The sequence below is a fragment of the Streptomyces sp. NPDC079141 genome (assembly GCF_040686775.1).
Classification (GTDB): Bacteria; Actinomycetota; Actinomycetes; order Streptomycetales; family Streptomycetaceae; genus Streptomyces.
This window is the reverse complement of sequence record NZ_JBFBLP010000010.1, coordinates 169802-194940: the sequence shown is the minus strand read 5'-3', so window position 1 is coordinate 194940 and position 25139 is coordinate 169802. Positions and strand designations below refer to the sequence as shown.

The 25139-nt window shown below is 71.8% G+C and carries 21 protein-coding genes; 6 read left to right on the top strand and 15 right to left on the bottom strand.

Annotation, left to right across the window (positions count from 1 at the left end):
• Positions 1–51 precede the first annotated feature (51 nt).
• A complete protein-coding gene (locus AB0Q90_RS26225; RefSeq protein WP_363164310.1) occupies positions 52–1473 on the top strand; it encodes a xylan 1,4-beta-xylosidase in 1422 nt (473 codons plus the stop codon).
• Positions 1474–1479: 6 nt separating this feature from the next.
• Here AB0Q90_RS26225 and AB0Q90_RS26220 read toward each other — a convergent pair whose 3' ends face one another.
• From AB0Q90_RS26220 to AB0Q90_RS26190, 7 genes are all read right to left on the bottom strand, one after another.
• A complete protein-coding gene (locus tag AB0Q90_RS26220; protein ID WP_363164309.1) occupies positions 1480–5172 on the bottom strand; it encodes a lipopolysaccharide biosynthesis protein in 3693 nt (1230 codons plus the stop codon).
• The gene (locus AB0Q90_RS26215; protein WP_363164308.1) at positions 5165–6001 is read right to left on the bottom strand and encodes a polysaccharide deacetylase family protein; all 837 of its coding nucleotides are present in this window, start codon (positions 5999–6001) and stop codon (positions 5165–5167) included. Before AB0Q90_RS26215 ends, AB0Q90_RS26220 begins: the two co-directional genes overlap by 8 nt.
• Positions 5994–6983: a glycosyltransferase family 2 protein gene (locus AB0Q90_RS26210; RefSeq protein ID WP_363164307.1), complete on the bottom strand. Its 990-nt coding sequence runs from the start codon at positions 6981–6983 to the stop codon at positions 5994–5996. Before AB0Q90_RS26210 ends, AB0Q90_RS26215 begins: the two co-directional genes overlap by 8 nt.
• On the bottom strand, positions 6980–7801 hold the full coding sequence (locus AB0Q90_RS26205) for a glycosyltransferase family 2 protein (protein WP_363164306.1): 822 nt from the start codon (positions 7799–7801) through the stop codon (positions 6980–6982). The genes AB0Q90_RS26210 and AB0Q90_RS26205 overlap by 4 nt, the downstream gene beginning before the upstream one ends.
• Before the next feature lie 372 nt (positions 7802–8173).
• The gene (locus AB0Q90_RS26200; protein WP_363164305.1) at positions 8174–9271 is read right to left on the bottom strand and encodes a GNAT family N-acetyltransferase; all 1098 of its coding nucleotides are present in this window, start codon (positions 9269–9271) and stop codon (positions 8174–8176) included.
• A gap of 1 nt (position 9272) precedes the next feature.
• Positions 9273–9698: a hypothetical protein gene (locus tag AB0Q90_RS26195; protein WP_363164304.1), complete on the bottom strand. Its 426-nt coding sequence runs from the start codon at positions 9696–9698 to the stop codon at positions 9273–9275.
• A gap of 152 nt (positions 9699–9850) precedes the next feature.
• Entirely contained in the window at positions 9851–11059 is a 1209-nt protein-coding gene (locus AB0Q90_RS26190; protein ID WP_363164303.1) for a S8 family peptidase, read from the bottom strand.
• A gap of 317 nt (positions 11060–11376) precedes the next feature.
• Here AB0Q90_RS26190 and AB0Q90_RS26185 point away from each other — a divergent pair, with 317 nt between their 5' ends.
• Positions 11377–12171: an SGNH/GDSL hydrolase family protein gene (locus AB0Q90_RS26185; protein ID WP_363164302.1), complete on the top strand. Its 795-nt coding sequence runs from the start codon at positions 11377–11379 to the stop codon at positions 12169–12171.
• 4 nt (positions 12172–12175) lie between these two features.
• On the opposite strand, the gene AB0Q90_RS26180 is transcribed toward AB0Q90_RS26185, so the two are convergent.
• The 4 genes from AB0Q90_RS26180 to AB0Q90_RS26165 form a co-directional block, all read right to left on the bottom strand.
• Entirely contained in the window at positions 12176–13759 is a 1584-nt protein-coding gene (locus tag AB0Q90_RS26180) for a serine/threonine-protein kinase (RefSeq protein ID WP_363164301.1), read from the bottom strand.
• Between the two features lie 52 nt (positions 13760–13811).
• Positions 13812–15335, bottom strand: a complete 1524-nt coding sequence (locus AB0Q90_RS26175) for a nickel transporter (RefSeq protein ID WP_363164300.1) — start codon at positions 15333–15335, stop codon at positions 13812–13814.
• Positions 15332–16645 (bottom strand): tetratricopeptide repeat protein, encoded by a 1314-nt coding sequence (locus tag AB0Q90_RS26170; RefSeq protein WP_363164299.1) that lies wholly within the window; start codon positions 16643–16645, stop codon positions 15332–15334. The genes AB0Q90_RS26175 and AB0Q90_RS26170 overlap by 4 nt, the downstream gene beginning before the upstream one ends.
• Positions 16646–16751: 106 nt before the next feature.
• Positions 16752–18278 carry a DUF4331 domain-containing protein gene (locus tag AB0Q90_RS26165; RefSeq protein WP_363164298.1) on the bottom strand — a complete coding sequence of 509 codons (1527 nt, stop codon included), beginning with the start codon at positions 18276–18278 and terminating at the stop codon, positions 16752–16754.
• Between the two features lie 209 nt (positions 18279–18487).
• Between AB0Q90_RS26165 and AB0Q90_RS26160 the strand changes: the two genes are divergently transcribed.
• From AB0Q90_RS26160 to AB0Q90_RS26150, 3 genes are all read left to right on the top strand, one after another.
• Complete coding sequence (locus AB0Q90_RS26160) at positions 18488–19030, top strand: sigma-70 family RNA polymerase sigma factor (protein ID WP_363164297.1); 543 nt, start codon at positions 18488–18490, stop codon at positions 19028–19030.
• Positions 19027–19812, top strand: a complete 786-nt coding sequence (locus tag AB0Q90_RS26155) for an anti-sigma factor (RefSeq protein WP_363164296.1) — start codon at positions 19027–19029, stop codon at positions 19810–19812. Before AB0Q90_RS26160 ends, AB0Q90_RS26155 begins: the two co-directional genes overlap by 4 nt.
• Before the next feature lie 126 nt (positions 19813–19938).
• Positions 19939–20208, top strand: coding sequence for a hypothetical protein (locus AB0Q90_RS26150; protein WP_363164295.1), 270 nt, complete (start codon positions 19939–19941; stop codon positions 20206–20208).
• Positions 20209–20224: 16 nt separating this feature from the next.
• Here AB0Q90_RS26150 and AB0Q90_RS26145 read toward each other — a convergent pair whose 3' ends face one another.
• Genes AB0Q90_RS26145 through AB0Q90_RS26135 form a run of 3 tightly spaced genes read right to left on the bottom strand, consistent with a single transcriptional unit; the run spans position 20225 to position 23184 of the window.
• A complete protein-coding gene (locus tag AB0Q90_RS26145) occupies positions 20225–21421 on the bottom strand; it encodes a CaiB/BaiF CoA-transferase family protein (protein WP_363164294.1) in 1197 nt (398 codons plus the stop codon).
• Between the two features lie 24 nt (positions 21422–21445).
• Positions 21446–22228: an ABC transporter permease gene (locus AB0Q90_RS26140; RefSeq protein WP_363164293.1), complete on the bottom strand. Its 783-nt coding sequence runs from the start codon at positions 22226–22228 to the stop codon at positions 21446–21448.
• A complete protein-coding gene (locus AB0Q90_RS26135) occupies positions 22225–23184 on the bottom strand; it encodes an ATP-binding cassette domain-containing protein (RefSeq protein ID WP_363164292.1) in 960 nt (319 codons plus the stop codon). Before AB0Q90_RS26135 ends, AB0Q90_RS26140 begins: the two co-directional genes overlap by 4 nt.
• A 63-nt stretch (positions 23185–23247) precedes the next feature.
• Between AB0Q90_RS26135 and AB0Q90_RS26130 the strand changes: the two genes are divergently transcribed.
• Entirely contained in the window at positions 23248–23967 is a 720-nt protein-coding gene (locus tag AB0Q90_RS26130) for a TetR/AcrR family transcriptional regulator C-terminal domain-containing protein (protein WP_363164291.1), read from the top strand.
• Here AB0Q90_RS26130 and AB0Q90_RS26125 read toward each other — a convergent pair.
• Entirely contained in the window at positions 23960–25099 is a 1140-nt protein-coding gene (locus tag AB0Q90_RS26125) for a type ISP restriction/modification enzyme (RefSeq protein WP_363164290.1), read from the bottom strand. The genes AB0Q90_RS26130 and AB0Q90_RS26125 overlap by 8 nt on opposite strands.
• Positions 25100–25139 lie beyond the last annotated feature (40 nt).

The following is a 25139-nucleotide window of genomic DNA, read 5'->3' as shown; positions in this document are numbered from 1 at the left end:
GATTTCTCCCGTCTGTTCCCCGTGCCCGTTTCCCCGTTACCGTTGCCCTCGATGGGACGTCATGGGTGGAATTCGGGGGCACGGCGGTGGCGGCTCACCGCGCTGCTCGGCGTGGGTGCGGTCGCGTTGGCCCTGGTCGTGACCCTGCTGACCACGCTGCCCGGCAACGGCGACGACACCGCGGGCACTTCGCCCGACGGCGACAAGGTGCACGGCACCCCGGCCGCCACACCGGCCGCGTCCGGGCCGGAGGTGGGCTGGGGGTTCACCCACACCCAGTTCAGCGCCGACGAGGGCGACGACGCCGCGGTGGCGCGCGTCGAGAAACGGATCGCGGACGCCGGCGGGCTGCCGCAGATCCAGCACATCATGGGCTGGGGCGCGGACAACCCCGAGCCGGTCGAGGGGCGTTACGACTTCGGCGCCATGGACCGCCGTATCGACTTCGCCCGTGCCTCCGGCAGCACGCCCGTCGTCACGCTGTGCTGCGCCCCGGACTGGATGAAGGGCTGCGAGCCCGGCGTCGACCACACCAACTGGAGCCAGGCCGCGCTGGAGACCGCGCCGGAGCCCGAGCACTTCGACGACTACGCCGCGCTCGCCGCGACCGTCGCCAAACGCTATCCGGACGTACGGCACTTCATCGTCTGGAACGAGTTCAAGGGCTTCTGGAACGACGCCGAGGCCCGCTGGGACTACGAGGGCTACACCCGGCTGTACAACCTCGTCTACCGGGCCCTGAAGAAGGTCGACCCGGACATCATGGTCGGCGGGCCCTATCTGGTGATGGACAGCCTCGACCCGCGCGAGGAGCACGCCTCCCCGGATCTGAAGGGCAGTTGGGGCGCGATGGACCAGCGGGTCCTGGACGCCTTCGCCTACTGGAACGAGCACAAGGCGGGCGCGGACTTCGTCGTCGTGGACGGTTCCAGCTACACCCGGGACGACGAGCTGCTGCCGGACGAGTTCGCGGCCACCGACAAGTTCACCGCCGTGGGGGAGTGGGTGCGCCGGGAGACCGGCGACGACCTGCCGCTGTGGTGGGCCGAGTACTACGTCGAGCCCGCCGACGGCAACGACGAGCGCGAGGGCTGGTCCGAGAGCCGTCGGGTCGCCGTCCAGGCCGCCGGAATGATCGCCCTGGCCAAGGGCGGCGCCACCTCGGCCTTCTACTGGAACCCGGAGAACGAGAAGGGCACCGACTGCCCCGGCTGCCTCTGGACGCCCACCAGCGGTGCGAACGGCGGCCGGAACCTGCCCATGTTCGACCTGGTCAGCCGGTTCAACGCCACGTTCCCGCCGGGGACCGCCCAGCAGCCGGTGACCTCGTCCGCCGACGTCCGCGTCCTCGCCACGGACAAGACCGCCCTGGTGGTCAACATCCGCGACCGGCAGATCAGCACCAAGGTCGACGGCAGGACGGTCAAGCTCCAGGCCTACGAGGTCAGGTGGCTCGAACGCCGAGCCACCTGACGCGCCTCACTTCATCGTCAGGAACCGCTGCACCAGCGCCGCGAACAGCACCGCCAGCAGCGGCAGCGAGAACCAGAAGCTGCTCTGCAGCCAGCGCAGTTGCCGCACGCTCGGCCGTACCGCGACCCGGACCACCTCGCGCGTCGTCAGCAGCACGATCAGGGCCAGTGCCGCCAGCGCCCCGACCACCGACCACGGCGTCCAGGTCACCTTCGGCCCGATCGGACCCGGATCGGCCTTCGGGACCTCGCCCGCCGGCTGCTTGCGCAGCGCGTACATGGTCACGTCCTCGTTGACGAAGACCTTCTTCAGCTCCTGCCGCCGGTCCAGGTTCTGGATGAGCCGCGGCTCCCAGCTCTCCGCGTAGCCGACATCCATCCGCAGATAGGTGACCTGACTGCGGTTGATCATCAGATACGAGTTCGGACCCGCGTCCTTCAGCGCCTTCACCAGACCCGACACCAGCACCGGGTCGGCCGGCGCGAGCGTCGGCAGGTACTCGACCTTTTCCATGTCCCGCGCGCCCCACGGCATCGACGGCGTCACGACGTTGACCGTGTCGTTGCTCAGCCACAGCAGCCGCACGCTCGGGTCGTCGTGGGCGTAGACGTACTCCATGGCCGCGACCTCGCCGGGCCGGATCCGCTCGAACGGCTCGTTGCCCCAGCGCGCCACCAGGAAGCCGCCCATGAGGACCAGGCCCGCCATGAACGCGGCCATCGGGGCAAGGCTCACCCGGTCCTTGTCCCGCTCCTCGGCGGTGACGCCGGTGCGCGGGAACAGGGCGAGTCCGGCGAGCAGGGCCGCGCCGGGCAGGGCGAACATGAAGACGCGCAGCGCCATTTCGCCGCCGTAGCTCTGCATGCCGAAGCCGAGGAAGGGGACGAAGGTGAGGACGACCAGGGAGCGCTCGCGGTACTTGTGGTCGCGGCGGCGCCACCAGCCGTAGCAGGCGAGCGCCATCACGCTGCCGGCCAGCAGCACCCGCGTGTACAGCACCAGTTTGTGGGTCGAACTGCCGCCCTCGATACGGCCGGAGACGGACGAGGACACATTGGAGCCGACGCCGCCGACCCCGCCGAACAGCTCGTCGAAGTGGCCGGACCAGTAGGGCTCGGCCATGAAGCCGACCCAGACCGCCACCAGCACCCCGAACAGCAGGGGCAGGCCGCGCAGTTCGCTGCGGCCGACGAGCACCAGCACCGTCAGCACGCCCAGCATCACGAACGGGGTGAGCTGGTGGGCCGGGACGCTCGCCGCGAACAGCCCTATGACGACCAGCAGCAGTACGGCCCGCTGCCGCCGGTTCGCCGGTTCCACCTCCAGCTCGCCCGGCCGCACCTTCGTCCAGATCACCCGCGGCGCCCGGAACCAGACCAGCAGGATCGCCGCGAACACCAGATACAGCAGATAGGTGAAGCCCTGCGGCGAGAAGTAGTCCTGGCCGACCCAGGCGCTGAGCACGAAGATCCAGATGCCGGTCCACCGCGCGCGCCAGCTCGCCCGCATCGAGCGGGTCAGCAGGAACATCGGGACCAGGTACAGCAGTTGCATGGTCAGCGGCCACCAGCGGATGACCTCGGTGAGGTCCGAGACCCCGCAGGCCTGCGCCACGAACGCGGCCACCGCGAAGAACCCGGGCCAGCTCCAGCGCGCGTCCAGGTCCGGTACGGCGGACCCGGTGCGGTCGATGTAGTCCAGGAAGCCCAGATGCTGCCAGGCCGTCGCGAACCGTGGCTCGGTCTCGATCAGCGCGGGCAGGGAGTGCAGCGAGACGACCGTCGCCAGCAGGGTGACCAGCAGCAGCGTCCGGTGCTCGCGGCCCAGCCAGAGCAGCGAGGCGAACACCGTGACCAGCAGCCCGGCGCCGACGAGGGTCGGCATCGGCAGCACCGAGATCAGCCCGAGCCCGCCCATCTCGTCCAGATCGGCCTCGCCGAGCCGGAGCGCGGGCACCCAGTACAGCAGCAGCGCGGCGATCAGCAGACAGCCGAGGACGAGACCGAGCCGGGTGGGGTGCAGCGGCTCGGGCGAGGAGGGGACGGGCGGTTCCTCGCGTACGGCCGGCTGCTGCTCCGGCAGCTCCGGTACGACTGCCTTCTCCGCGGCCTCGAACGGCGCGTCCACCTCCGGCTCAACCTTCTCCACGGGCAGGCCCACCGCCCAGGTCGGCCGGTGCTCGGGGCGCACCACGGGCAGGCCCGTGGGCGGGGTGCCGGGGCCTGGCCGGACGTCGGGGCGGCGCTCCAGGTGGTCGAAGTCGACGTGGACGCCGAGCGTGAGCGTGTCGGTGTCCAGCGCCCAGGCGGGACCGCGCCGGCGTGCCGCCTCGGGCGCCTCGCGGGCACCGAGGTCGGCGAGGTCACCGTCGGGTGCCGCGTCCTCGGGCAGGTCCGGTGCGGCCAGCACCGTCCGGTACAGCTTCGGCGCGGCGATGGCGACGATCACCGCCAGCGAGCAGATCTCGGCGACGCCGGCGCCGGTCAGCCCCATCCGGGGGAGCAGCAGCAGCGTCAGCCCGAGCACCAGGGCGCACAACAGGCCCTGGAGCCAGGCGAGTCCGGCGGTACGGCTCTGCGCGCGCAGCACCGCGAAGTACGTCTCCATCACGACCCGCAGCACCGCACCGACCGCGAACCAGCGCAGCAGCGGGGTGGCCGCGTCCGCGTAGCCCGAGCCGAACACCCCGAGGATCCACGGCGCCCCGAAGAACAGGATCGCCGAGACCGGCAGCATGATCCGCGCCATGCGCCTGAGCGCGGCCCGGGTGTTGGCGGCGAGCCGCCCCGGGTCGTGCGAGCCCTCGACGGTCAGGGAGGCGCCCATGTTGATGGCGAGCAGGTTGACCGTGCCGCCGATGGTGGCGGTGATGTAGAAGTACGCGTTGTCCTCGGAGCTGACCTGCGCGGCCACGATCACCGGGATCAGATAGACCACGGCGAGCGAGAACAGCGAGCCGGTGTAGTCGCCCGCGAGGAACTTCCCGATCTCCTTCACCGACGGCGGTTTCGTGTGCTCCGCGGTCGACTTCACATGCCGAGGCACCAGCCGCCGGAACACCAGCCAGCCCAGCGGCAGCACCGAGATCGCGATGGCCGCGACCCACGACACGAACACGCCGGTCGTCGGCACGGCCGCCGCGATCGCGATCAGCAGGCCCAGCTTCACCGCCGAGAACGCGGTGTTGCCCACCGGCACCCACAGCGCGCTGCGCAGCCCGGTCAGCACCCCGTCCTGGAGGGTGAGCACATTCCAGGCGACGACGGCGCCCACGAAGCCGAGCGCGGGCAGCGGACCGTCGAGGAAGCGGTACGACGGCCCCCACCCGTCCAGGGTGAGCAGGAAGCCGCCCGCGGCCAGCGCCACCACGACGCTGCTGCCCGCGTACGTACGGAAGATCAGCCGGCCGGTGGCCCGGCCCGCCACGGGGATGAAGCGGGCCAGCGCGCCGGTCAGGGTCACCGCGGTCAGGCCCGCGAGGAACTTCATCGCGGCGATCGCGGCGGAGCCCTGGCCGACCGCCGACTCGGTGTAGTAGCGGGCCGCGACGAGCCAGAAACCGAGACCGAGCACCGCGGAGATACCGGTGTTGATCATCAGTGCGTAGGCGTTGCGGAACAGCTGGCTGCCGCGCCCCGGCTGCTCGGGTGCCCGGGCGGCGGGCTGCGCGGTCTCGGTCGTGGTCGTCGTGTCAGACACGGGAACGGATGGCCTTCCGGCGGACCTGTCGGGCTCTGCGGACCATGGCGTAGCCCTTGGTGAGGGCGAGGTCCCGGGCGAACGTACGGGTGATCGCGCGGCCCTCGACCAGCCGCTGGAACTCCTCCATGCCGGTGCTGCGCCGCACGGTGACCCGGCGCAGGGCGTACGGCCCCTGCCGGCGGCGGGCGAGGCCGTTGCCGACGGCGAGCGCCTGGGCGTACCCGGTCTCGCGCACCGCCTCGCGCACCCGGCGGCTGGAGTAGCCGTACGGGTAGGCGAACGAGGCGGGGACGATGCCGAGTTGGTCGGAGACGATCTCCTTGCACCAGATCAGCTCGCGGCGCAGATCGTCGTCCGGGAGCTGGTCGAGCTGCGGATGGGTGTGGCTGTGGCCGCCGATCTCCACGTCCGCGGCGGCCAGTTCGCGCACCTGGTCCCAGTCCAGCATGGTGTCCAGGGCGTTGCCGGTGTCGTGCGGGCCGCGCAGCCAGCCGGTGGAGACGAAGAGGGTGGCGGCGAAGCCGTGCTTGGCGAGCACGGGCAGCGCGTGCCGGTGCACGCCCTCGTATCCGTCGTCGAAGGTGATGAGGACGGGCCGCTCGGGCAGCGGGCGGCCCGAGCGCCAGCGGGCGGCCAACTCGGCCGTGCCGACGGGGTTCAGGCCCAGGTCCGCGATCAGCGCCATCTGCTCGGTGAACGCCTCGGGTGTCACGGACAGCGCGCGGGTGGCGTCGTTCGGCGCGGACGACACCGCGTGGTACATGAGGATCGGCACGCGCTCGTCAGCCGTGCCGGCCCCACTTCTCGGCACGCCCGTCTCAGTCATTCGCGCCCCCCTCGATCGCCGCCACCGAGTAGGTGGCCCCGCCCCTGCGTGCCCGCACACTCCCGACCACATACCCGCCGGCCGCGGTGAGCACCCCGGCGACGATCGCGCCCGCCCGTCCCGCACCGCCCGGCCGGGCCAGTACGGCGTCCCGCAGCCCGCGCGCCACCCCGGCCGGCAGCACCCGGGTCGTGTACCGGCGCTCGGACTCAAGTCCCTTGTCGGCGCCGACACTTCGGGCCACCAGCGCCTTGGACAGACCCTCGGCGTAGGCGCGCGTACGGAAGTACCCGAAGTGCTCGCGCGCCTCGGGCACCCGGTGGTGGATCACCGCGCGGTCGTCGATCAGGAGGATCGCGTCGGGTCTGGCCCGGGTGAGGCGGATGCACAGCTCCGTCTCCTCGCAGCCCAGCGGCAGCCGGTCGCCGTCGCGGCCGATGCCGGTGGCGAAGCCGCCCGCCGCGTCGAACGCCGTACGCCGGAAGGAAGCGTTTCCGCCCAGGACGTTGCGCACCCGGACGAGCCCGCGCGGCAGGCCGCGGTAGGTGCAGCCCACCACCCAGTCGAACTCCTCCGGGAACCACAGCGGGCGGCGGCCCGAGGCCCAGATCGGCTCGGTGCGCCCGCCGACCGCCATCACGCGCGGATCGGCGTACCCCGCGGCGAAGTGCCGCAGCCACTCCCGCTCGGCCACGGCGTCGTCGTCGAGGAAGGCGATCACCTCGCCGTAGGAGGCGGCGATGCCCGTGTTGCGGCCGGCGGACAGCCCGCGGGGGCCCGCGTTGGCGAGCACCCGCACATCCGCGGCCTCCTTGTACTCCTTGGCCAGGCGCTCAAGGAGAGCCTCGTTGTGGTCGACGACCAGCAGGGTCTCCAGGGCCGGGCGGGACTGCGCCCGCACCGAGGCGACCGCCGCGAGGATGTCCTCCCAGCGGTCCTCGGTGTAGACGCAGATCACGACGGAGATGTCGGGACCGCTCAAGACATCTCTCCCCGCACCGAGTCGAGCATCGGGGACCGCTCGGCGCGGCGGCGCAGGTCCCGCCGGTTGGAGCGCTCCTTGAGGATCACGTTGAGTACCCGGAACCCGTCCCGCACGGCGCGCAGATTGCTGGTGCCGTGGATACGGAGGTACTCGTGGCTGGGTATCTCCTGTACCTTCAGCCCCGCCTTGACCACCCGTATGTTCATCAGGGTCTCCACCTCGAAGCCGGTGCAGTCGAGGTCGATCTTGTCCAGGCAGTGCCGCCAGAACGCGTTGTAGCCGTAGCAGAGATCGGTGTAGCGGGCGCCGAACTTGTGGTTGACGATGGTGCACAGCGCCCAGTTGCCGAGCTTGCGGATGAAGGTCATGTCGTCGGTGCCGCCGCCGTTGGCGAAGCGGGATCCCTTGGCGAAGTCCGCGCCCGAGACCAGCGCCGAGACATAACTGACGATCTCGTGCCCGTCGGCGGAGCCGTCCGCGTCGACCATGACGATGATGTCGCCGGTGCACGCCTCGAACCCGGTGATCAGGGCATCCCCCTTGCCCCGGCCGTGCTGCTCGACGACCTTGACCTCCGGCCACAGCTCGCGGGCCACTTCGACGGTGTCGTCCGTGGAGTTGCCGTCCACCAGGACCACTTCGTGTATCCAGTCCGGAAGCGTCTTGAAGACGTACGGAAGGTTCTCGGCCTCGTTCATGGCCGGGATCACCACGCTCACCGGCGGCGTAATGGCGAGATACGAGGAGACGGGCTTGTACGACCCGGCAGTGCGATGTGCGTCGCCCGTGGTCGCCGGGCGCAGAACTGAGCTCATGAGTCTGGTCCCTCTCGTCCGGTGGACCGCCCGCCCCTGGGCGGCCCGGCTTCGTGTCCGGTTCGAAAGGGGGGTTCTCACTCATGGAACGCGGAAGGACACCTCCATGAACCTCCGTGTGCGCATGGTGAGCTGGCAAGTCTGGCCGGCCTCCGGGTCACGGCAGCCGGTCGCGCGGCACGACTCGGTCAGTGTTGCGGTCACCGAGCACCCCCCTACCGCGCCCCGCGCCGGGACCGTCGCGGTCCTGAGCCCTCCCCTGGAGCCGCTTGGTGACAGTCCGATGCGGGTGAGATGTACGACGGTATTGATGATTGAGCCCGTATGGCAAGACCTGGAACCTGGTCTCACGTTTTTATCTGTTTTGGCCCGTTACCGACCCCCTGAGCGCAGTCGTCCCATCCGCTTGAGCAGCCGGTCGGCCGGCTCGAACAGTTCCGGCCGGGTCTGCACGGTGTTGCGCAGCGCCCGGACCGGCGCACGGCGCGCCCGGTGCCCGACCGCCACGGGGTGACGACGTGTCACCCACCCTTCGGAGACGCTGAGTTCGCGTGTCTTCAGGGAGTCCTTGTACTCCTTCTGCCCCCGGCCGAGATCCAGATACGCGATGCCGTCGGCGGCGGCCGCCTCGGCCATGCGCAGATGCAGCACCAGCCCCGGGGAGTACTTCGAGAACGCCGGGTCGTACGCCGGGAACCAGCAGGCCAGCACCCGCTCGGAGCGCAGCCCGAAGTGGGCCGCGACCGGCTTGCCGTCCGCGTACAGCACCGACAGGATCCCGGCGAACGACTCGGAGCGGGTGTGGAACAGCTGCTGCACGAGCCGGGTGATCCACTCCTGGGCGAAGCGGTCGCTGCGCCCGGTACGGCGGTACTGCGCCGACTTCCAGTCCATCAGGGCGCGCAGGGCGGCCGGGTCGCGCTCGTCGTGCACATAGCGCACACCCTCGTGGTCCCGGCCGAGCTTGCGTTCCTTGGCCAGTGTGGTCCGGGTGAACTTCGGTGATCCGGCGCGGAGCTGGGCGAGATAGGCCTCGTACCCCTGGTCGATGTCCATGACCGGGGACGGGAAGGTCCCGGTGGCCCGCTCGGCGAAGGGCGACTGGCCCTCGACGAGATGGTCGAACTCCCAGACCGCGAGTCCGCAGGCGCGCAGCAGCTCACGCGCGTCCCAGGTGAACCCGGGCCGGTGCACCAGGCCCTGGGCGTCGGAGACCCCGAGGCCGATGGCGCGGCCCACGCCGGCCGCCGTTCTCTGGTACGGGAAGAACGCGGCGGGCTCGCCGTCCTCCCGTACGACCGCGATCCGCACCCCGCGCCGGCAGCGGCCGACGGCGAGCGCGAACTCAGGGGACAGGAAAGGGTTCGCCAGTTCGGGCGAGCCGTGCAGATGGGCCTTGGACTGCATAGCCGTCCAGGCCGTCCGGTCGGCTGCGGTCAGCTCGCCGGGACGGTGCACGCTGATGTCCACGTCAGTCGGTCCGCCTTCTGTCCGTACGGCCGCGCCTGCGCCGTACCAGAACGAGCAGGAGCATCAGGGAGCTGAGCGCGGTCACCGCCACGATGCCGCCGGTGGCCGACCACCGGTGCACGGCCAGCATTCCCTGGGCCACCAGCATGTTGACGACGACCGCGCCCGCCACGGAGGCGAGGAGCCGGCCGAAGGGTTCGAGGCCGCGCAGCGCGGCGGCGATGGCCGCGGCCGGAGCCGCGAGCAGGAAGAACAGCGTGAACGGGCCGCGCAGCGGTGAGTCGGAGCCCGCCAGCGCGAGGATCGCGCCCAGGCCCGCCACGGCCGTCGCGGCGCCCGCGAGCAGCGCCGACAGGTCCCTCCCCGGTCCTGGTCGCGCGCGCTCGGCGCCGTCCGTTGAAGATGTCTTGAGCCTTAAGGTCTGCATTGGCGACTTTGCCCCCCGAAGCGCCGGATGCCGGGCTTCAATGTCGCGCAGGCCCGTGGCGGCCGTCAAGATGCCGAGGACGGCCACAAGGGTGTTCCCCGGAGGCGGCGGACGCCTCCGGGGAACGGTCGTTCAGGCCGGTCGCCGAGGCGTCACGGCACGATCTTCAGTAGCCGGTTCGGCGAACCGGTGCCCGCGCTGGTGACCTTGCCGGTGGTCGCGCCGCTGGTCAGGGCCGAGGCGACCTGGGCCGGGGTGGACGAGGTGTGGTTCGCCAGGTAGACCGCGGCCGCGCCCGCGACGTGCGGGGTCGCCATCGACGTACCGGAGATGGTGTTCGTCGCGGTGTCGCTGGTGTACCAGCCCGCCGTGATGGAGGAGCCGGGGGCGAAGATGTCCAGGACCGAGCCGTAGTTGGAGTAGCTGGCCTTGGCGTCGGTGCTGGTGGTGGCGCCGACCGTGATCGCCGAGGCGACCCGGGCCGGGGAGTACGAGGAGGCGTTGGCGCTGCTGTTGCCCGCCGCGACCGCGTAGGTCACGCCGCTGGCGATGGAGTTGGCGACCGCCGTGTCCAGGGAGGTGGAGACGCCGCCGCCCAGCGACATGTTGGCGACCGAGGGTCCGGAGTGGTTGGCCGTCACCCAGTCGATGCCCGCGATCACGCCGGCCGTGGTGCCGGAGCCGCTGTTGTTCAGCACGCGCACCGCGACGATGTTCGCCTTCTTGGCGACGCCGTAGGTGGTGCCCGCGACCGTGGTGGCCACATGGGTGCCGTGGCCGTTGCCGTCGGAGGCGGTGGTGTCGCCGTCGACCGCGTCGTAGCCGTAGCTCGCACGGCCGCTGATCTGCGAGTGGGTGATGCGCACGCCGGTGTCGATGACGTAGACCGTCACGCCGCTGCCCGCGCTGTCCGGGTAGGTGTAGGTGCCGGAGAGCGGCAGGGAGGTCTGGTCGACGCGGTCGAGGCCCCAGGGGGCGCTGGACTGCGTGGTGTCGGTGAGCTGGACGCGCTGGTTCTGCTCGACGGAGGCGACCGCCGGGTCGGCGGCGAGTCTCCTGGCCTCGGTGGCGGAGAGGGTGGCCGAGTAGCCGTTCAGCGCCTTGCCGTAGGTCTTCTTGACCGTGCCGCCGTACTCCTTGACGAGGTTCTTGCCGGCGGTCGAGGACGCCTTGAGGCCGGCGTCCTTCTTGAGGGTGACGATGTAGCTGTCCTTGATCGCCGTGGGGGAGCCGGCGGCCAGGACCGTGCCCTCGGCCGGGGCGGCCTCGGCGGGAAGTGCGGTGAGCCCTCCGACGAGGGCGGCGGTCGCCAGGCTGGTTATCGCGGCGAACCGGAGCTTCTTGCTACGCAGTTGTGCCATTACGAGGGAGTCCTCCTCATAGGCGGCGCGCGGCCGGGGTGTGGCCCGCGTCTGTGGGGGGTGCGCGCGTCATCGCGCACACAGCCGGGAGCGTCGCGTTCCGCTCCGGGCCGGAGTAAAGCGTGGGCGATCTACAGGGGTAGAACAAGGCAGTTGACGAGCTGTCAATGAATCTGTCATGAGCACGTAATCGAACTCATGGTGAACGCACAGGAAGGATCCCGGAAACGACCGGAAAGTCTTGGCATGAACACTTCCCGTCAACACGCGTAGTTGCTACGACGGTTGTGGCAGAGATCCTGCTAAAGGGAGGTTCCATGAGACGTTCCCGAATTGCCGCTTACGTCAGCTCGCTCCTCCTCGCCGTCGGCGTCGTCCTCGCCGGCTCCGGCTCCGCACAGGCCGCCACCGGCCCCTATGTGGCCCTCGGCGACTCCTATGCCTCCGGGGTCGGCGCCGGCAGCTACATCAGCTCCAGCGGCGACTGCAAACGCAGCACCAAGGCCCACCCCTACCTCTGGGCGGCCGCCAACTCACCCTCGTCGTTCGCCTTCACGGCCTGCTCGGGCGCCCGAACGGATGATGTTCTGGCCGGCCAGATGGGCCCGCTCAACTCCGCCACCGCCCTGGTCTCCATCAGCGTCGGCGGCAACGACGCCGGCTTCGCCGACGTCATGACCACCTGCGTCCTGCAGTCCGACAGCGCCTGCATCTCCCGTATCAACACCGCCAAGGCCTACGTCGACACGACGCTGCCCGGCAAGCTCGACGGCGTCTACTCGGCGATCCGCACCAAGGCCCCGTCCGCCCGGGTCGTCGTGATCGGCTACCCGCGCTTCTACAAGCTCGGCACCACCTGCCTCGGCCTCTCCGAGACCAAGCGGAAGGCCATCAACGACGCGGCCGACTACCTCGACGCCGCCGTCGCCACCCGCGCCGCCGCGCACGCCTTCACCTTCGGCGACGTGCGCACCACCTTCACCGGCCACGAGATCTGCTCCGGCAGCTCCTGGCTGCACAGCGTCAACTGGTTCAACATCGGCGAGTCGTACCACCCGACCGCGGCCGGCCAGTCCGGCGGCTATCTGCCCGTCCTGAACAGCGCCGCCTGACCGGTCATGAACTGGGGGAGGCCCCGTCCGTCGGGGTCTCCGTCACACAAGTGACCGAGAACGCCACCGAGTTGGACTCGGTCTCCACCGGATCGCGGACCTCGACGGTGATCTCGTCCTCGAAGGTCCCGCTCTCGTTGTACGTGGTCACAAAGGCCTGGTCCTGCTTGGTCCGGGTGCCGCCCTCGGGGAACGACAGTGTGCGCCACTCCGGATCCATCACGTCCTCGCCCTTCGACACCCAGCGATAGCTGACCTCCGCCGGCAGCCGCCCCACCGTGAACGTGGCCGTGAACAGCGGCGCCTCCCCTTCGGGCGGCGGACAGGCCCCCTCGTACTCCGTGTTCGACCCCGTCACGGAGACCTGCACGGACTGCGGCGGCGGGTTCGTCGTACGGCTCTCGCTCGGGGTCGGCGTCGGGCTCTCGCCCCCGCCGGTGGCGTTGTCGTCGTCCGTCTCGCTCGGCGCCGCCGACGTCTGCGCCTGGCTCGTGGTGGCGCCCGAGCCGCCCCCCTTGCCACCCTCGTCCCCCTGGTTCAGCAGCGCGTACGTCAGACCGGCCAGCGCCAGGGCGAGCGCGGCCAGGCCCGCGACGATGACCACGGAGGCGCGGTGGCTGCGCTCGTGGTGGTCGGGGCCGGGGACCGGGCGGGTCGGCGCGGTGGGGCCCACCCGGGTGGGCGGCGGGGTCGGCGGCTGCGGGTGCGCGGCGACCGTCGGCGCGTAGGGCCCCGCCCGGAGCGTGTCGGCGCGCAGCGTGCCGCCAGCGCCGACGAGCCGCAGATCCTGCTCCGCCCGCTCGGCCGGCAGCCGCTCGCCCGGCTCCTTGCGCAGCAGCCCCTCGATGACGGGGGCGAGCGCACCGGCGCGGCGCGGCGGGGGCAGCTCCTCGTCGACGATCGCCCGCAGGGTGCTGAGCGGGGTGTCCTGACGGAAGGGGGAGTTGCCCTCGACGGACGCGTACAGCAGCACGCCCAGCGACCACAGGTCGGACTCGGGGCCGGGCGTACGGCCCAGCGCCCGCTCGGGGGCGAGGAACTCGGGCGAGCCGATCACCTCGCCCGTCATCGTCAGCGCCGAACTGCCCTCCACCATGGCGATGCCGAAGTCCGTGAGCACCACCCGACCGTCGTTCGACAGCAGGACGTTGGCCGGTTTCACATCCCGGTGCAGCACCCCCGCCTCGTGCGCGGCCCGCAGCGCCGCCAGCACCTCGGCGCCGATGTACGCGGCCCGCTGCGGCGCCAACGGGCCCTCGGCGTCCAGGAGTTCGGCCAGCGAGATACCGCGGACCAGTTCCATCACGATCCACGGCCGGCCGTCCTGGGTGGCCACGTCGTACACCGTCACGACATTGCGGTTGGCCACGCGTGCCGCCGCCCACGCCTCGCGCTCCAGCCTGGCGTACATGCGTTGCTCCTCGGCGGCGGGCAGCCCGTGCGGAGCGCGCACCTCCTTCACGGCGACCTCGCGGTGCAGCACCTCGTCACGGGCGCGCCACACCGTCCCCATGCCGCCCTCGCCCAGCGGGGACAGGAGTCGGTAGCGGCCCGCGATCACTCGTTCACTGCCCGGTGCGTCGGACACGGGCGCCCCCATTCGCATGCGCGCGAAATCTCCTTTTCCTCACAAAACTAGCTCAGCCGACTGCGCTTGCCGCCCCCTTGAGCACCAATCCGACCCCAAGAGCTACGACGATCCCCGCGGACACCAGCGGCGCGGTGCGGCGGACCAGGGCGGCCAAGGGGTGCACCGCCCACCGGGGACGCCGCTCCAGCAGCCGGTTCGCCCCGGCCCCCAGCCGGACGACGGCGAACCCGGTCGCGGTGAGGGTGAGGGCGAGCCCGAGGCCGTACGCCACGACGAGCAGCAGCCCGAACCAGGCGTGCCCGAGGGCCGCCGCACCGACCAGGACCACGACCGCGGAGGGACTGGGCACGAGCCCGCCGGCGAAGCCGAGGAGGATCGTGCCGCGGAGGGTGGGGGCTGTGGGGTGGGTGTGGGTGTGGCCGCCGTGGGTGTGCGTGTGGGTGTGACCGTGGTCGTGGTCGTGGTGATGGTGGTCGTGACTGTGGGCGTGGGCCCCGACCAGGACGGGAGTGCGCTGGGGGACGTGCGTATGCGTGTGGCTCCGCTGCTGCCAGGCCCGCCGGACCAGCGTCACGCCGGCCGCCGCCACCAGGGCCCCGCTCGCGATGCCCAGCCAGGTGATCACCGACGGGGCGGCCGCGGAACCGGCCGTGACCAGCAGGCCCAGGGCGACCACGCCCAGGGTGTGGGTGACCGTCACCGAGGCGGCGAGCGGGAGGACGTCCTTCATCCGGGCCCGCCCGCCGCGCGCCGCCGCCACCGCGGCCATGAGCGTCTTGCCGTGGCCCGGGGCGACCGCGTGCATCGCGCCCAGGGCGACCGCGACGAGCAGCGCGAGCGCGGCGAACCCGACCGTGAGGTCGTGGCGGGCGACCAGGGAGTCCAGCGCACGGGTCCAGCGGTCGGCGCCGCGCGGCAGTACGGAGGCGGCCGGGGCGTCCCCCTGCTCCTCGACGAGGGCCGGACCGCCGGGCCGGACGCGCAGGGAGGCGGTCGCGGTGTCGGTGGGGGAGGAGAGCAACTCCTGCGGGTAGTCGGTCAGTTCGCGGGACGCCGACTTCTCCGGTACGTCCGACCCGGTGAGCGTCATACGGTCGCCGCGCGCGGTGATCTCCCGCCAGCCGGGCCCGGAGTCCGCGCCCGCGCTCCGGAAACGGACGGCGACGGCGGCACCCTCGGGCAGCGGAGCGGTCAGCCGGCACTCCACCCGCAGGGTGTCGAGCCCGGCCTGCCCGGGACGCACCCGCGCACGGCTGCTCCGCACGGTCAGGGCGACCGTGCGCCCGTCCACGGTGAGCCTGCTGCCCTCGGCCGCCGCGGCACACCGCCGCCCGGCCCACTCGCTCACGCCGAGCTTCTCGATGTCGGGCCCCGCCTGCGTGGCGGGGATCTCCGCGAGGTCCTCGACATGATCGACGCGGAGGGCGCCGGGCGCCGCGACGAGACCGTCGTAGCGGTTGACGGTGAAGTTGCCGAGGGGGTGCGCGCTCGCGGGTGGGGAGGGGACCAGCACGAGCGCGCCGACGGCCGTGAGGACGGCCGCGCCGGAGGCGATCAGGCGACGGAGGGTCACTTGGCCGCCTCCAGGTCCTTGAGGGCCGTACGGGCCTCGCGGGCGCCCAGGGGCGAGAAGCCCGGGTTGAGCTCCAGGGCCGCCGCCAGGTGGGTGCGGGCGTCCCGCGCCCGGCCCGTGGCGTACTCGATCATGCCGCGGTGGTGGAGGAACGCGGCGTTGCGGTAGCCGGTGGCCGTGGCCCGGCGAGCGTAGGGCAGGGCCTCCGCGTCGCGGCCGTTGACGTGCAGCGCCCAGGCGAGGGCGTCCGCGGTGTGCACCGTGCGGCGGCGGTCCCACTCGGTGCGGGCCGCGCGCAGGGCGGAGGCCTTGTCGCCGTGGTCGGCCGCGGCGAGCGCGGTGTCGAGATCGGCGTTGACGCCGTTGGCGCGGGCCAGGGCCGTCCAGGCGTCGACGAGGGCGTACTGGTCACGCGCCTTCGTCCGGTCGCCGCCCGCCTCGTAGAGCTCACCGAGCCCGACGAGCGGACCGGGCAGCGGGGAGCGGACGACGACGTCCGCCATGCCACGGACCGCCGCCGCCGTCTCCCCGCGCGCGGCCTGCGCACGAGCGCGGCCCTCCAAGGCCGGCAGATAGGCCTCGTCGGCCGAGAGCGCACGCGCGTAGTGCAGCAGTGCGGACTTGTAGTCGCCCTGGTTCCAGGCGAGTTGCCCGAGCTGCGTGGCCACGTACGCCACGTCCCCGGGCGCGGTCGCCGCACCGAGAGCCTGCTCCAGCACCCGGCGGGCGCCGGTGACGTCCCCGCGCAGCTCGCGCACGTACGCGTACCGGGTGAACACCGGGATGCCGGGCCGTCGGGAGTCCGCGGTGTCGGCCGCCTTCGACGCCTCGTCGTAGCGGCCGAGTTCCACGAGGGCGTCGATCCGGGTGGACAGCGCGCGCTCGCTGTAGGGGTTCTGCGCCAGCGCCCGGTCGGCGTACTCCAGAGCGCCCTCGAAGTCGTGCCGGGCCGCCGCGAGGGCGGCGCGGCCCGCGAGCGCCTGATCGTTGCCCGGCTCCACCGCGAGGGACCGCTCGAACGCCCGCTCGGCCTGCGGGTACCGCGAGGGGTCACCCTTGGTCCGGGCCTGCTCGACATAGCCGAGCCCGAGCGTCGCCCACCCGGTGAAGTCCCGCGGCTGCTCCCGCAGATGCTCCTGGAGGGCGGAGACACTCGCGTCGAGGTCACCGGAGGCGAGGAGCGCCGGGGACCCGGCCGCGACACTCCGCCCGGGCGTCTCCCGCCCGCCGCCGAGCGCGATCGACCCGGCGGTGAACGCGACGGCCAACAGCGCGACACACAAGGCGAGTTGAAGCCTGTGCTTCCTCATGACCTCTCCTGGTTCGGTCTGAAACGAACGGCCAAGGGGGCGGGGAACTGCGCGACCGGCCACAACAGACCCGCGGCCGAACCCGCACAGCTCCCCGCCACGGCGCCTAGTACGCCCGCTCCCGCATCCGCCGCCACCAGAGCAACCCGGCCCCGATCAAGGCGATCCCCGCAGCCCCGGCCCCCGCAGAAGCCGCGATCAGCGTGGTGTCATCGGAACCCCCGGCAGGGGACAGCGCGTCCCCGATCTGGCTGCGCACATCCGTGTCACCGGAGGTGCCCTTCGCCAGCGGCCCCCGCGACCCCTCCGTGGGCAGCGCCACATACGGGAACGCCTTCTCGAAGGCCTTGTCGTTCTTGTCGACCGCGTCGCCCAAGTCGTTCTTGGAGCCGACCAGTTCGCCCTCGACGACCTGGAGCGCGGCATCGAGCACGTCGTCCGACAGCCGGCGCCCGTTCGGGAACCCGGCGTTGTCGCCGTCGAGCACACCGAGCCGCTTGGGCGAGGCCGTCGGCTTGATCGACGTGTTCAGCCGCAGCTCCTCCGCGGGCCGCACGTTCGGCGGCTGGTTGAGCCCCTTCACACCCTTGAGGAAGACATCGACGAGGTCGTTCCGCGGCTCGGCGGGCGCCGGGATCTTGTAGATCGCCTCGATGAGCTTCGGCAGCTCGGGGTTGGTCACGTTCTTCAGGAACTGGCCGTCGTTCCAGGGCGAGTCCGCGTTGAACTTGTCCTTGTCCTTCAGCGGATTGACGACCTCGTTCACCAGCGGGTTGCCCAGGCGCGACACCTGGGTGAAGTGCCCCTGGGCGTTCTTGCGCTGGGTCGTCGACCAGATCCCGACGATCGGCTGCTCGGCCGACTCCGTGATCATGTGCGTGGGCACCTGAAGCGCGATGGAGTTGACGTTGTAGCCCTTGAGGGTGTCGTTCCCGACCTCGCTGAGGTTCCCGCCGTACAGCAGGTCGAAGACGCGCAGGTCCAGGAAGAAGGGGTCGTCGGCCTGGCCGGCGAACGTCGTCGAACCGCCCGCGAGCGGGTGGATCGCCTGCTTGCGCAGCTTCGCGTAGTCCGGCATCGAGGCCTTGCCGACGTTCGACGGCGCCACCGGCACATCGTTGGCGATCTTCGTCTTGGAGACCAGGTGCTGGTTCTTCAGCCGCAGCAGGTCGATGTCGTACGTCTGCGTGACGTTCAGGTCGGGGTCGTCGAGGCTCTCGACCGGACCGGTGTTGTACAGGAACGTCTTCTTGTTCTTCACATGCGTCTTGAAGGTGAAGCGGTAGAGCAGCTCGCCCTGCGCGTCACCGTTGTTGTCGATGTGGATGTCGTACTGGGCGTCCTCGGCGAACGGGAAGAAGTTCGGTCCGCCGGCCGGCTCCTCGAACGGGATCCAGTTCGCCACGATCGTGGTGGTGTCCGGCTTGTCCGGGCTGACGAACGCGTACACGTCCGTGTTGTCGTACTGCGGGGTCCCCGAGATCAGGGGGGCCTCCCGGTGACTGGAGGCGGAGGCCGCCCCCGGTTCCAGCGCGGTCACGCCGGCGGCTGCGAGCCCCCCGGCGGCGAGCGCACCACAGATGAGGGTCGCGACGCTCGCGCGTCCCGCGCCGCTCCTGGAGATAGGTGTCATGCCGTCCGTCCTCGGTTCAACTTGCCTGACGCACCGGGATTCGGAGCCGCGCGCGGAGCGGATTGGTCCGACCCGAAAAACAGATTCGGCTGCCCGCCGACCCGCGTTTTGGGCCTTCTGATCCGTAACCCCATCCGGAGGTGGGTGCGTTGCGAATACCTCGTGGGACGGGACGGCCCAGATGCGGTCTCGCGGGAGGGGGAGACGAGTTGGAGGCGGACGAGCTGCTGATGCTCGTGGCAGGCGGCGACCAGAAGGCGTTCGAGGAGCTGTACGGACTGGTGTCCGGGCCGGTCTTCGGGCTGGTGCGGCGTGTGGTGCGGGACCCGGCCCAGTCGGAGGAGGTGGCGCAGGAGGTGCTGCTGGAACTGTGGCGGTCCGCCGGGCGGTTCGATCCCGGGCGGGGCAGCGCCCTGTCATGGGTCCTCACCCTCGCCCACCGCCGGGCCGTCGACCGGGTGCGCAGCGCCCGCGCGGCCGGTGAGCGCGAGCAGCGCGAGGCGCTCCGCGCCAACCAGCCGGCCTTCGACCATGTCGCCGAGGAGGTCGAGGCCGGCCTCGAACGCGAGTGGGTCCGCCGCTGTCTGGACCGGCTCACGGCCCTCCAGCGCCAGTCGGTCACCCTCGCCTACTACGACGGCTACACCTACCGTGAGGTCGCCGAGCGGCTCTCGCTGCCGCTGGGCACGGTGAAAACACGGATGCGCGACGGGCTGACCCGGCTGCGCGAGTGCCTGGGAGGCGCCGCATGAGCCTGTTCCGCCGCGGAGATCTGCACTCCCTTGCCGCCCCCTATGCCCTCGACGCCCTGGAACCGGCCGAACGCGTGCGCTTCGAGAAGCATCTGAAGAACTGTGACCGCTGCGCCGCCGAGGTGCGGGCCCTGTCCGAGGACGCGGTCCGGCTGGCCTGGTCGACGGCGGCCCCCGCGCCGGCCGCGCTGCGCGAACGGGTCCTGGCCGCCGTACGGACGACTCCGCAGGAGGCGGTGCGGGCGCATGAGCCGCAGTTGCCGCCGCATGTGTGGGGGGCGCAGCCGCCGCCGCGGGTGCGGCGGCGGGGGCCGCTGTTCGTGCCGTTCGCCACGGCCACCGCCGCCGCGGCGCTCGTCGTCGCGGCCCTGTTCGCCGTACAGGCGAACGAGACGCAGGACCGGCTGAACGCCGAGCGGGACCGGGCACGTGAGATCGCCCACGTTCTGGCGGCTCCCGACGCCCGGGCGGCCGGTGGGCAGGACGCTCGCGGCCGAAGTATCGGAGTGATCGCTTCCGTATCGGAGGGGCGCGCGGTGGTCACCCTCGGCGGCTACGGCGACCCCCCGGGCGACCGCGTGCATCAACTGTGGCTCATGCGCCCCGACGCGCAACCGCGCTCCCTCGGGCTCTTCGACGGCGACACGCCCTTGGTCGCGTCCGGCCTGGACAAGTCCGCGACGTCACTCGCTGTGACCGTCGAGCCGGACGGGGGCTCGGCGCAGCCCACCACCCAGCCGGTTGTCCAACTCGCCCTGAAATCGGTTGGATTCGGAGAGTAATCAACGACGGGTCGTCAACACCCTTACGGGGAAGGTGAATCCTGTGACCGCGATACACGAGTGCCCCACGGGAGCGATAGGGTTACCCTGCCCGGGCCGGGTGGACTCGTACGGGTGGGGAGTGTCATGGAACAGATAACAGTGCGCAGCAGGGCGAGGGTCCCTGCGATCACCTGCGGGAGCAGCGCGACCAGTTCGCGCCTCGACCGCCATCTCGCGGTGCTGGCGGGTCCCGCCGTGCCGCAGCAGAAGACGGCCGAGGCGACCTTGCTGATGCGTGAACTGACCGCGCGTGAGCCCGTGCGTCAGCACAGTGACCGGGGTGCGCGAGTCCGTCGCGTCTCGCTCTTCGCGCCACTGCGCCGACTGCGCCGCTCACTGTTCGGCGGCCACTAGGCGTTCCGGCCCGCGCTCAGGCGGCCACACCGTCCCGGCGCAGTGCTGCGATCTCGCCGTCCGTCATCCCCACGGCTCGCAGCAGTGTTCCGGTGTGCTCCCCGAGCGCGGGTACGTCCCCCATGTGTGCCGCCGCCCCACCCGGCAGCGTGATGGGCGGCAGCAGTGCCCTGAGCGGCCCCACCGGCGAGCCCACCTCCCGCCACCGCTCCCGGGCCGCCAGCTGCGGATGCTCCGCCACCTCGTGCAGATCCCTCAGCCGCGCACACGCCAGCCCCGCGCCCTCCAGCCGGGCCAGCGCCTCGTCCGTGCCGAGCGCACCCAGGGCCTTGCCCACCAGCTCGTCGGTGCGCTCCCGGTTCACCACCCGCGCCGCGTTCGTGGCATAGGCCGGATCCGAACCCAACTCCGGCCGCTCAAGCACCTGTTCGGCCAGCCGCCGCCACTCCCGGTCGTTCTGCACCGACAACAGCACCCGCCCGCCGTCCGCCGTCGGATAGGCGTCGTACGGCGCGATGACGGCGTGCGCGAGCCCGGTGCGCGCCGGGGCCGTGCCACCGTGCATCGCATGGTGCAGCGGATGCCCCATCCACTCCGCCAGCGACTCCAGCATCGACACCTCCACCGGCCCGCCGCGCCCGGTGACACCCCGCCGTACCAGCGCCGCGAGCACTCCTGAGAAGGCGTACATGGCGGCCGCGATGTCCGCCGCGGGGATCCCGGCCTTCACCGGCTGCTCGGGCGTCCCGGTCACCGACACCAGCCCCGCCTCGCACTGCACGAGCATGTCGTACGCCCGCTTGTCCGCGTACGGGCCGCCCGCGCCGTATCCCGAGATGTCCACGGCGATCAGCCGCGGGTGCGCGGCGCACAGCGTGGCCGCGTCGAGGCCCAGCCGGGCCGCGGCCCCCTGCGCGAGGTTCTGTACGAAGACGTCCGCGTCGTCGATCAGCCGCCGTACGACGTCCAGGCCGCGCGCGTCCTTCAGATCCAGGGCGATGGACTCCTTGCCGCGGTTGCACCACACGAAATGCGAGGCCAGGCCGCGGGCGGCGGTGTCGTAGCCGCGGGCGAAGTCGCCGCCGTCGATCCGCTCGACCTTGATCACCCGGGCACCCAGATCGGCGAGCTGCCGGGTGGCGAAGGGAGCGGCCACGGCCTGTTCGACGGCGACGACGGTGATGCCCGCGAGGGGGAGCGGCTGCGATTCCATGCGGGCGATCATGCCCCGTGGGCGTCAGCCTTGGCCATGGGCGTACCGGCGTACGGCGAGCGGCGCGGCCACCGCGATCAGCACCGCGCACCAGGCCAGCGAGCCGGCGACGGGGTGTGCCACGGGCCAGGCGGCGTCCTGGGGTACGGGAGCGTTGCCGAAGAGGTCCCGCAGGGCCGTGGTGACCGCGCTGACCGGGTTCCACTCGGCGACCGTGCGCAGCCAGCCCGCCAGATTGTCGGTCGGGATGTACGCGTTGGACAGCAGCGGCAGGACGAAGGTCGCGCTGCCGAGCTGCCCGGCGGCCTCCTCGCTCCGGCTGAGCAGTCCGAGCAGGATCCCGACCCAGGTGCACGCGAACCGGAACAGCAGCAGCAGGCCCAGGGCGGCGGCCCCTTCGAGGGCCGACCCCTCGAACCGCCAGCCCACCGCAAGCCCGACCAGCAGGAACGGCACCAGCCCTGCCGCCGTGACGACCAGGTCCGCCACCGCCTGCCCGAGTGGTACCGCGGCCCGGCTCACCGGCAGGGTGCGCAGCCGGTCCGTCACGCCGCGGTGCGTGTCCTGGGCCGCCTGGAACATGCCCGTCATGATCCCGCCCACGGCCGTGGCCGCGAGCAGTCCGGGCACCAGGTAGGTGCGGTACTCGGTGCCGGGCATCGCGACCGCGCTGCCGAAGACGTAGCCGAAGAACAGCAGCATGGTGATGGGCGTGGTCTGGGTCAGGACGATCAGCCCCGGGTTGTTCCGGATCCGCCGGAGCTGGCGGCCGAGGAGGGCCGTGCCGTCGTGGGCCAGGGTGCTCATGCCGCGTGCTCCTTGTCGTCCCGCAGGTCGTCCTCGGTGAGGCGCAGGAAGACATCGTCGAGGGTGGGGGCCTTGAGGCTCGCGTCCAGCAACGGCACGCCCGCCGCGTCGAGTTCACGCACCAGCCGGGGGAGCGTGAGCGTGGTGTCCCGGGTGACCGCGCCGACGGCGGCCCGGTCGTGGTCGAACGCCGGCTCGCCGCCGGTCAGCCGGTCGAGTACCTCGGCCGCCCGCACCATCACCTCCGGACGGGCAAGGACGACCTCGACGTAGGTCCCCATCAGCGCTTTGAGCTCGGCGGGGGAGCCTGTGTGCGCCACCCGTCCCCGGTCCACCAGGGCGATGTCGTCGGCCAGTTGATCGGCCTCCTCCAGGTACTGGGTGGTCAGCAGTACGGTCGTGCCCTCGCCGGTCAGCTCGCGCACCGCTGCCCGGATCATGTTCCGGCTGGCCGGGTCCAGGCCGGTGGTCGGCTCGTCCAGGAACAGCACCTCGGGGTGGCGGATCAGGCTCGCCGCCAGGTCCAGCCGTCGCCGCATACCGCCCGAGTAGGTGGACGCCGGCCGGTCGGCGGCCTCGGTCAGCCCGAAGCGGTCCAGCAGCTCGCCGGCGCGTGCGGCGGCGTCCCGGACCCGGTGCAGCCGGGCGAACAGGCGCAGGTTCTGGCGTCCGGTGAGGTCCCCGTCGACCGAGGTGTACTGCCCGGTGACGCCGATCCGGCGCCGTATCGCCGCCGGCTCCCTCACGAGGTCGTGGCCGGCGATCCGTGCGGAGCCCGCGTCAGGGCGCAGCAGCGTGGTGAGCAGCCGGACGGCCGTGGTCTTGCCGGCGCCGTTCGGCCCGAGGATGCCGCAGACCGTGCCGGCGGCCACCGCCAGATCCAGCCCGCGCAGGGCACGGACCTCGCCGAAGCGCTTCTCCAGACCCTCACTAAGTACAGCGTACGTAGTAGTCATGCGGCGACCATAGCGCACTACGTACGGTGTACGTAACTACGATGGTGGGCGAGGTGATGATCGATGGCGGGCCGAGCGGCCGAACCCGAAGTGATCTGGGCGCGCCCCGAGCGCACGGGGCGCGGGCCGAAGCCCGCGTACTCGCGGGCGGACATCGCGGCGGCCGCCGTCCGGATCGCCGACGCGGACGGCCTCGACGCCGTCTCGATGCGGCGGATCGCGGCGGACATCGGGTGCGGGACGATGTCCCTGTACAACTACGTGCCGCGCAAAGAGGACCTGTACGAGCTGATGGTCGACCTCGTCAGCGGGGAGTACGAGCTGTCCCGTGAGCCGAGCGGGGACTGGCGCGCGGACATGATGTTCCTGGCGCGTCAGGCTCGCGACATCATGCGGCGGCATCCGTGGGTGATCCGGGTGATGTCGTCCGTGTACAGCATCAGCCCCAACGCCCTTCGCTGTCTGGACTGGGTCCTCGCCTGTCTGGAGGGGCTCGATGTGCCGCCCGGCACGAAGCTGGAGCTGTTCGGGATGGTCAACGGGTCGGTGATGACGTTCGTCGCGAACGAACTGGCGCTGGCCGAGCGGGCGCGGGCCACCGCCTGGAGTGCGGAGCGGGAGCAGGCCGTGCGGGGGGAGTACATGATGCGCCAGGTGATGACGGGGGAGTATCCGCACCTGGCCGCGCTGTTCGCGCAGGGGGTGGCTCCGGCGGAGGACCCGGAGGCCACGTTCGAGCGGATGCTGGGGCGGTTGCTGGACAGCTACGCGCCCGTCAGATGAGCGTGAACTGGCCTTCCGGGCCTTCCTCGTGGTGGTCCAGGACCGACGCCGGCCTGCGTGCCGCGTCCGGCACCGGCAGCACCCCCGCCCTGCCCAGCTCACCCGCCGTGACCGGATCCGTCACCGTCGGTTCCTCCTGCTGCGTCGCCAACAGGGCCAGGACCGTGATCAGTTCCAGTAGTTCCGAGGTCCACGCCTGCGGCCAGGTCGGCGGGCGGATCGCTGCCAGCGTGCCCGGTTCGGCCGACTCCGTCGTGCGGGCCGCGAACCACTCCTCCAGGACCCGGACGCCGCCCGCCTCGTAGTCCCAGGCCTCGGGCGGGACCGGGGAGATGCGGCCGTCGTCGAGGTGCAGGGTCTCCTCCTCGCGGTCGTAGTGGAGGGTCAGCGGGCGGCCGGGGAGCGGGGCGCGGACGTAGGGGCGGCGGCCGCCGGGGAGTTTGGGGCGCTCGCCGTTGCGGCGCATGAGCCAGAGCGCGCGGTGGCCCGACTCGACGCCGTGCGCCCAGAGTTCGGGGTCCCCGGTGAGCGGGACGGTCAGGTCGGGGCGGGTGGCCGACAGTGTCCAGGCCAGTACGTCGACGGGGGTGACGGGCACACCGAGACGGGACGCCAGATGGTCCAGCAGGCCGGGTGCCAGGTTGGGTTCCGTGCCGTCGGGGCGGCGGTACAGCGGGCGGACGCGGCCCGGGCGCAGCAGGGGGAGGAGTGAGGTGGCGAGCACCTGGCCGGGCATCTCGACCAGGAACACCTGGTGTTCGTCCGCCACCCGCCACAACTCCGGCCGGGCCGTGTCGATCAGACGGTGGTCGGGGATCAGCCACTGCTCGTCGAAGGGTGCGTGCAGCACGCGTACGGGCTCCGGGCACGGGCCCGAGGCACGGACCAGCTTCTCCGTACCGCCGGAGCGGCCCGGCAGTTGGGCCACCGCCGAGTGCAGGGTGCGCGAGCGGGTCGGCTCCAGCAGCGCCTCCCGGTCCGGCCCCTCGGCCTTCACGAAGGCGTCCCAGCGGGCCTTCAGACAGGCGGCGTCGGGGCCCGTCGGCCACCCCCGGCCCAGCCGAAGCGGTGCGACGGACCACGGCATGAGGTCCGCGAGGAGCGGAGCGTCGTCGTGCGTCACGCTCGGCATGGTACGTCGTGCTGATGACGCCGGTTCGGGGTAGCGCCCC

What these genes read in the sequence shown, in the direction of transcription:
- AB0Q90_RS26225 (WP_363164310.1), top strand. Translation starts at nt 52, where the DNA reads ATGGGACGTCATGGGTGGAATTCGGGGGCACGGCGGTGGCGGCTCACC.
- AB0Q90_RS26190 (WP_363164303.1), bottom strand. Translation starts at nt 11,059, where the DNA reads ATGGCACAACTGCGTAGCAAGAAGCTCCGGTTCGCCGCGATAACCAGC.
- AB0Q90_RS26215 (WP_363164308.1), bottom strand. Translation starts at nt 6,001, where the DNA reads ATGACTGAGACGGGCGTGCCGAGAAGTGGGGCCGGCACGGCTGACGAG.
- AB0Q90_RS26145 (WP_363164294.1), bottom strand. Translation starts at nt 21,421, where the DNA reads ATGGAATCGCAGCCGCTCCCCCTCGCGGGCATCACCGTCGTCGCCGTC.
- AB0Q90_RS26165 (WP_363164298.1), bottom strand. Translation starts at nt 18,278, where the DNA reads ATGACACCTATCTCCAGGAGCGGCGCGGGACGCGCGAGCGTCGCGACC.
- AB0Q90_RS26125 (WP_363164290.1), bottom strand. Translation starts at nt 25,099, where the DNA reads ATGCCGAGCGTGACGCACGACGACGCTCCGCTCCTCGCGGACCTCATG.
- AB0Q90_RS26155 (WP_363164296.1), top strand. Translation starts at nt 19,027, where the DNA reads ATGAGCCTGTTCCGCCGCGGAGATCTGCACTCCCTTGCCGCCCCCTAT.
- AB0Q90_RS26130 (WP_363164291.1), top strand. Translation starts at nt 23,248, where the DNA reads ATGGCGGGCCGAGCGGCCGAACCCGAAGTGATCTGGGCGCGCCCCGAG.
- AB0Q90_RS26185 (WP_363164302.1), top strand. Translation starts at nt 11,377, where the DNA reads ATGAGACGTTCCCGAATTGCCGCTTACGTCAGCTCGCTCCTCCTCGCC.
- AB0Q90_RS26140 (WP_363164293.1), bottom strand. Translation starts at nt 22,228, where the DNA reads ATGAGCACCCTGGCCCACGACGGCACGGCCCTCCTCGGCCGCCAGCTC.
- AB0Q90_RS26205 (WP_363164306.1), bottom strand. Translation starts at nt 7,801, where the DNA reads ATGAGCTCAGTTCTGCGCCCGGCGACCACGGGCGACGCACATCGCACT.
- AB0Q90_RS26195 (WP_363164304.1), bottom strand. Translation starts at nt 9,698, where the DNA reads ATGCAGACCTTAAGGCTCAAGACATCTTCAACGGACGGCGCCGAGCGC.
- AB0Q90_RS26135 (WP_363164292.1), bottom strand. Translation starts at nt 23,184, where the DNA reads ATGACTACTACGTACGCTGTACTTAGTGAGGGTCTGGAGAAGCGCTTC.
- AB0Q90_RS26150 (WP_363164295.1), top strand. Translation starts at nt 19,939, where the DNA reads ATGGAACAGATAACAGTGCGCAGCAGGGCGAGGGTCCCTGCGATCACC.
- AB0Q90_RS26170 (WP_363164299.1), bottom strand. Translation starts at nt 16,645, where the DNA reads ATGAGGAAGCACAGGCTTCAACTCGCCTTGTGTGTCGCGCTGTTGGCC.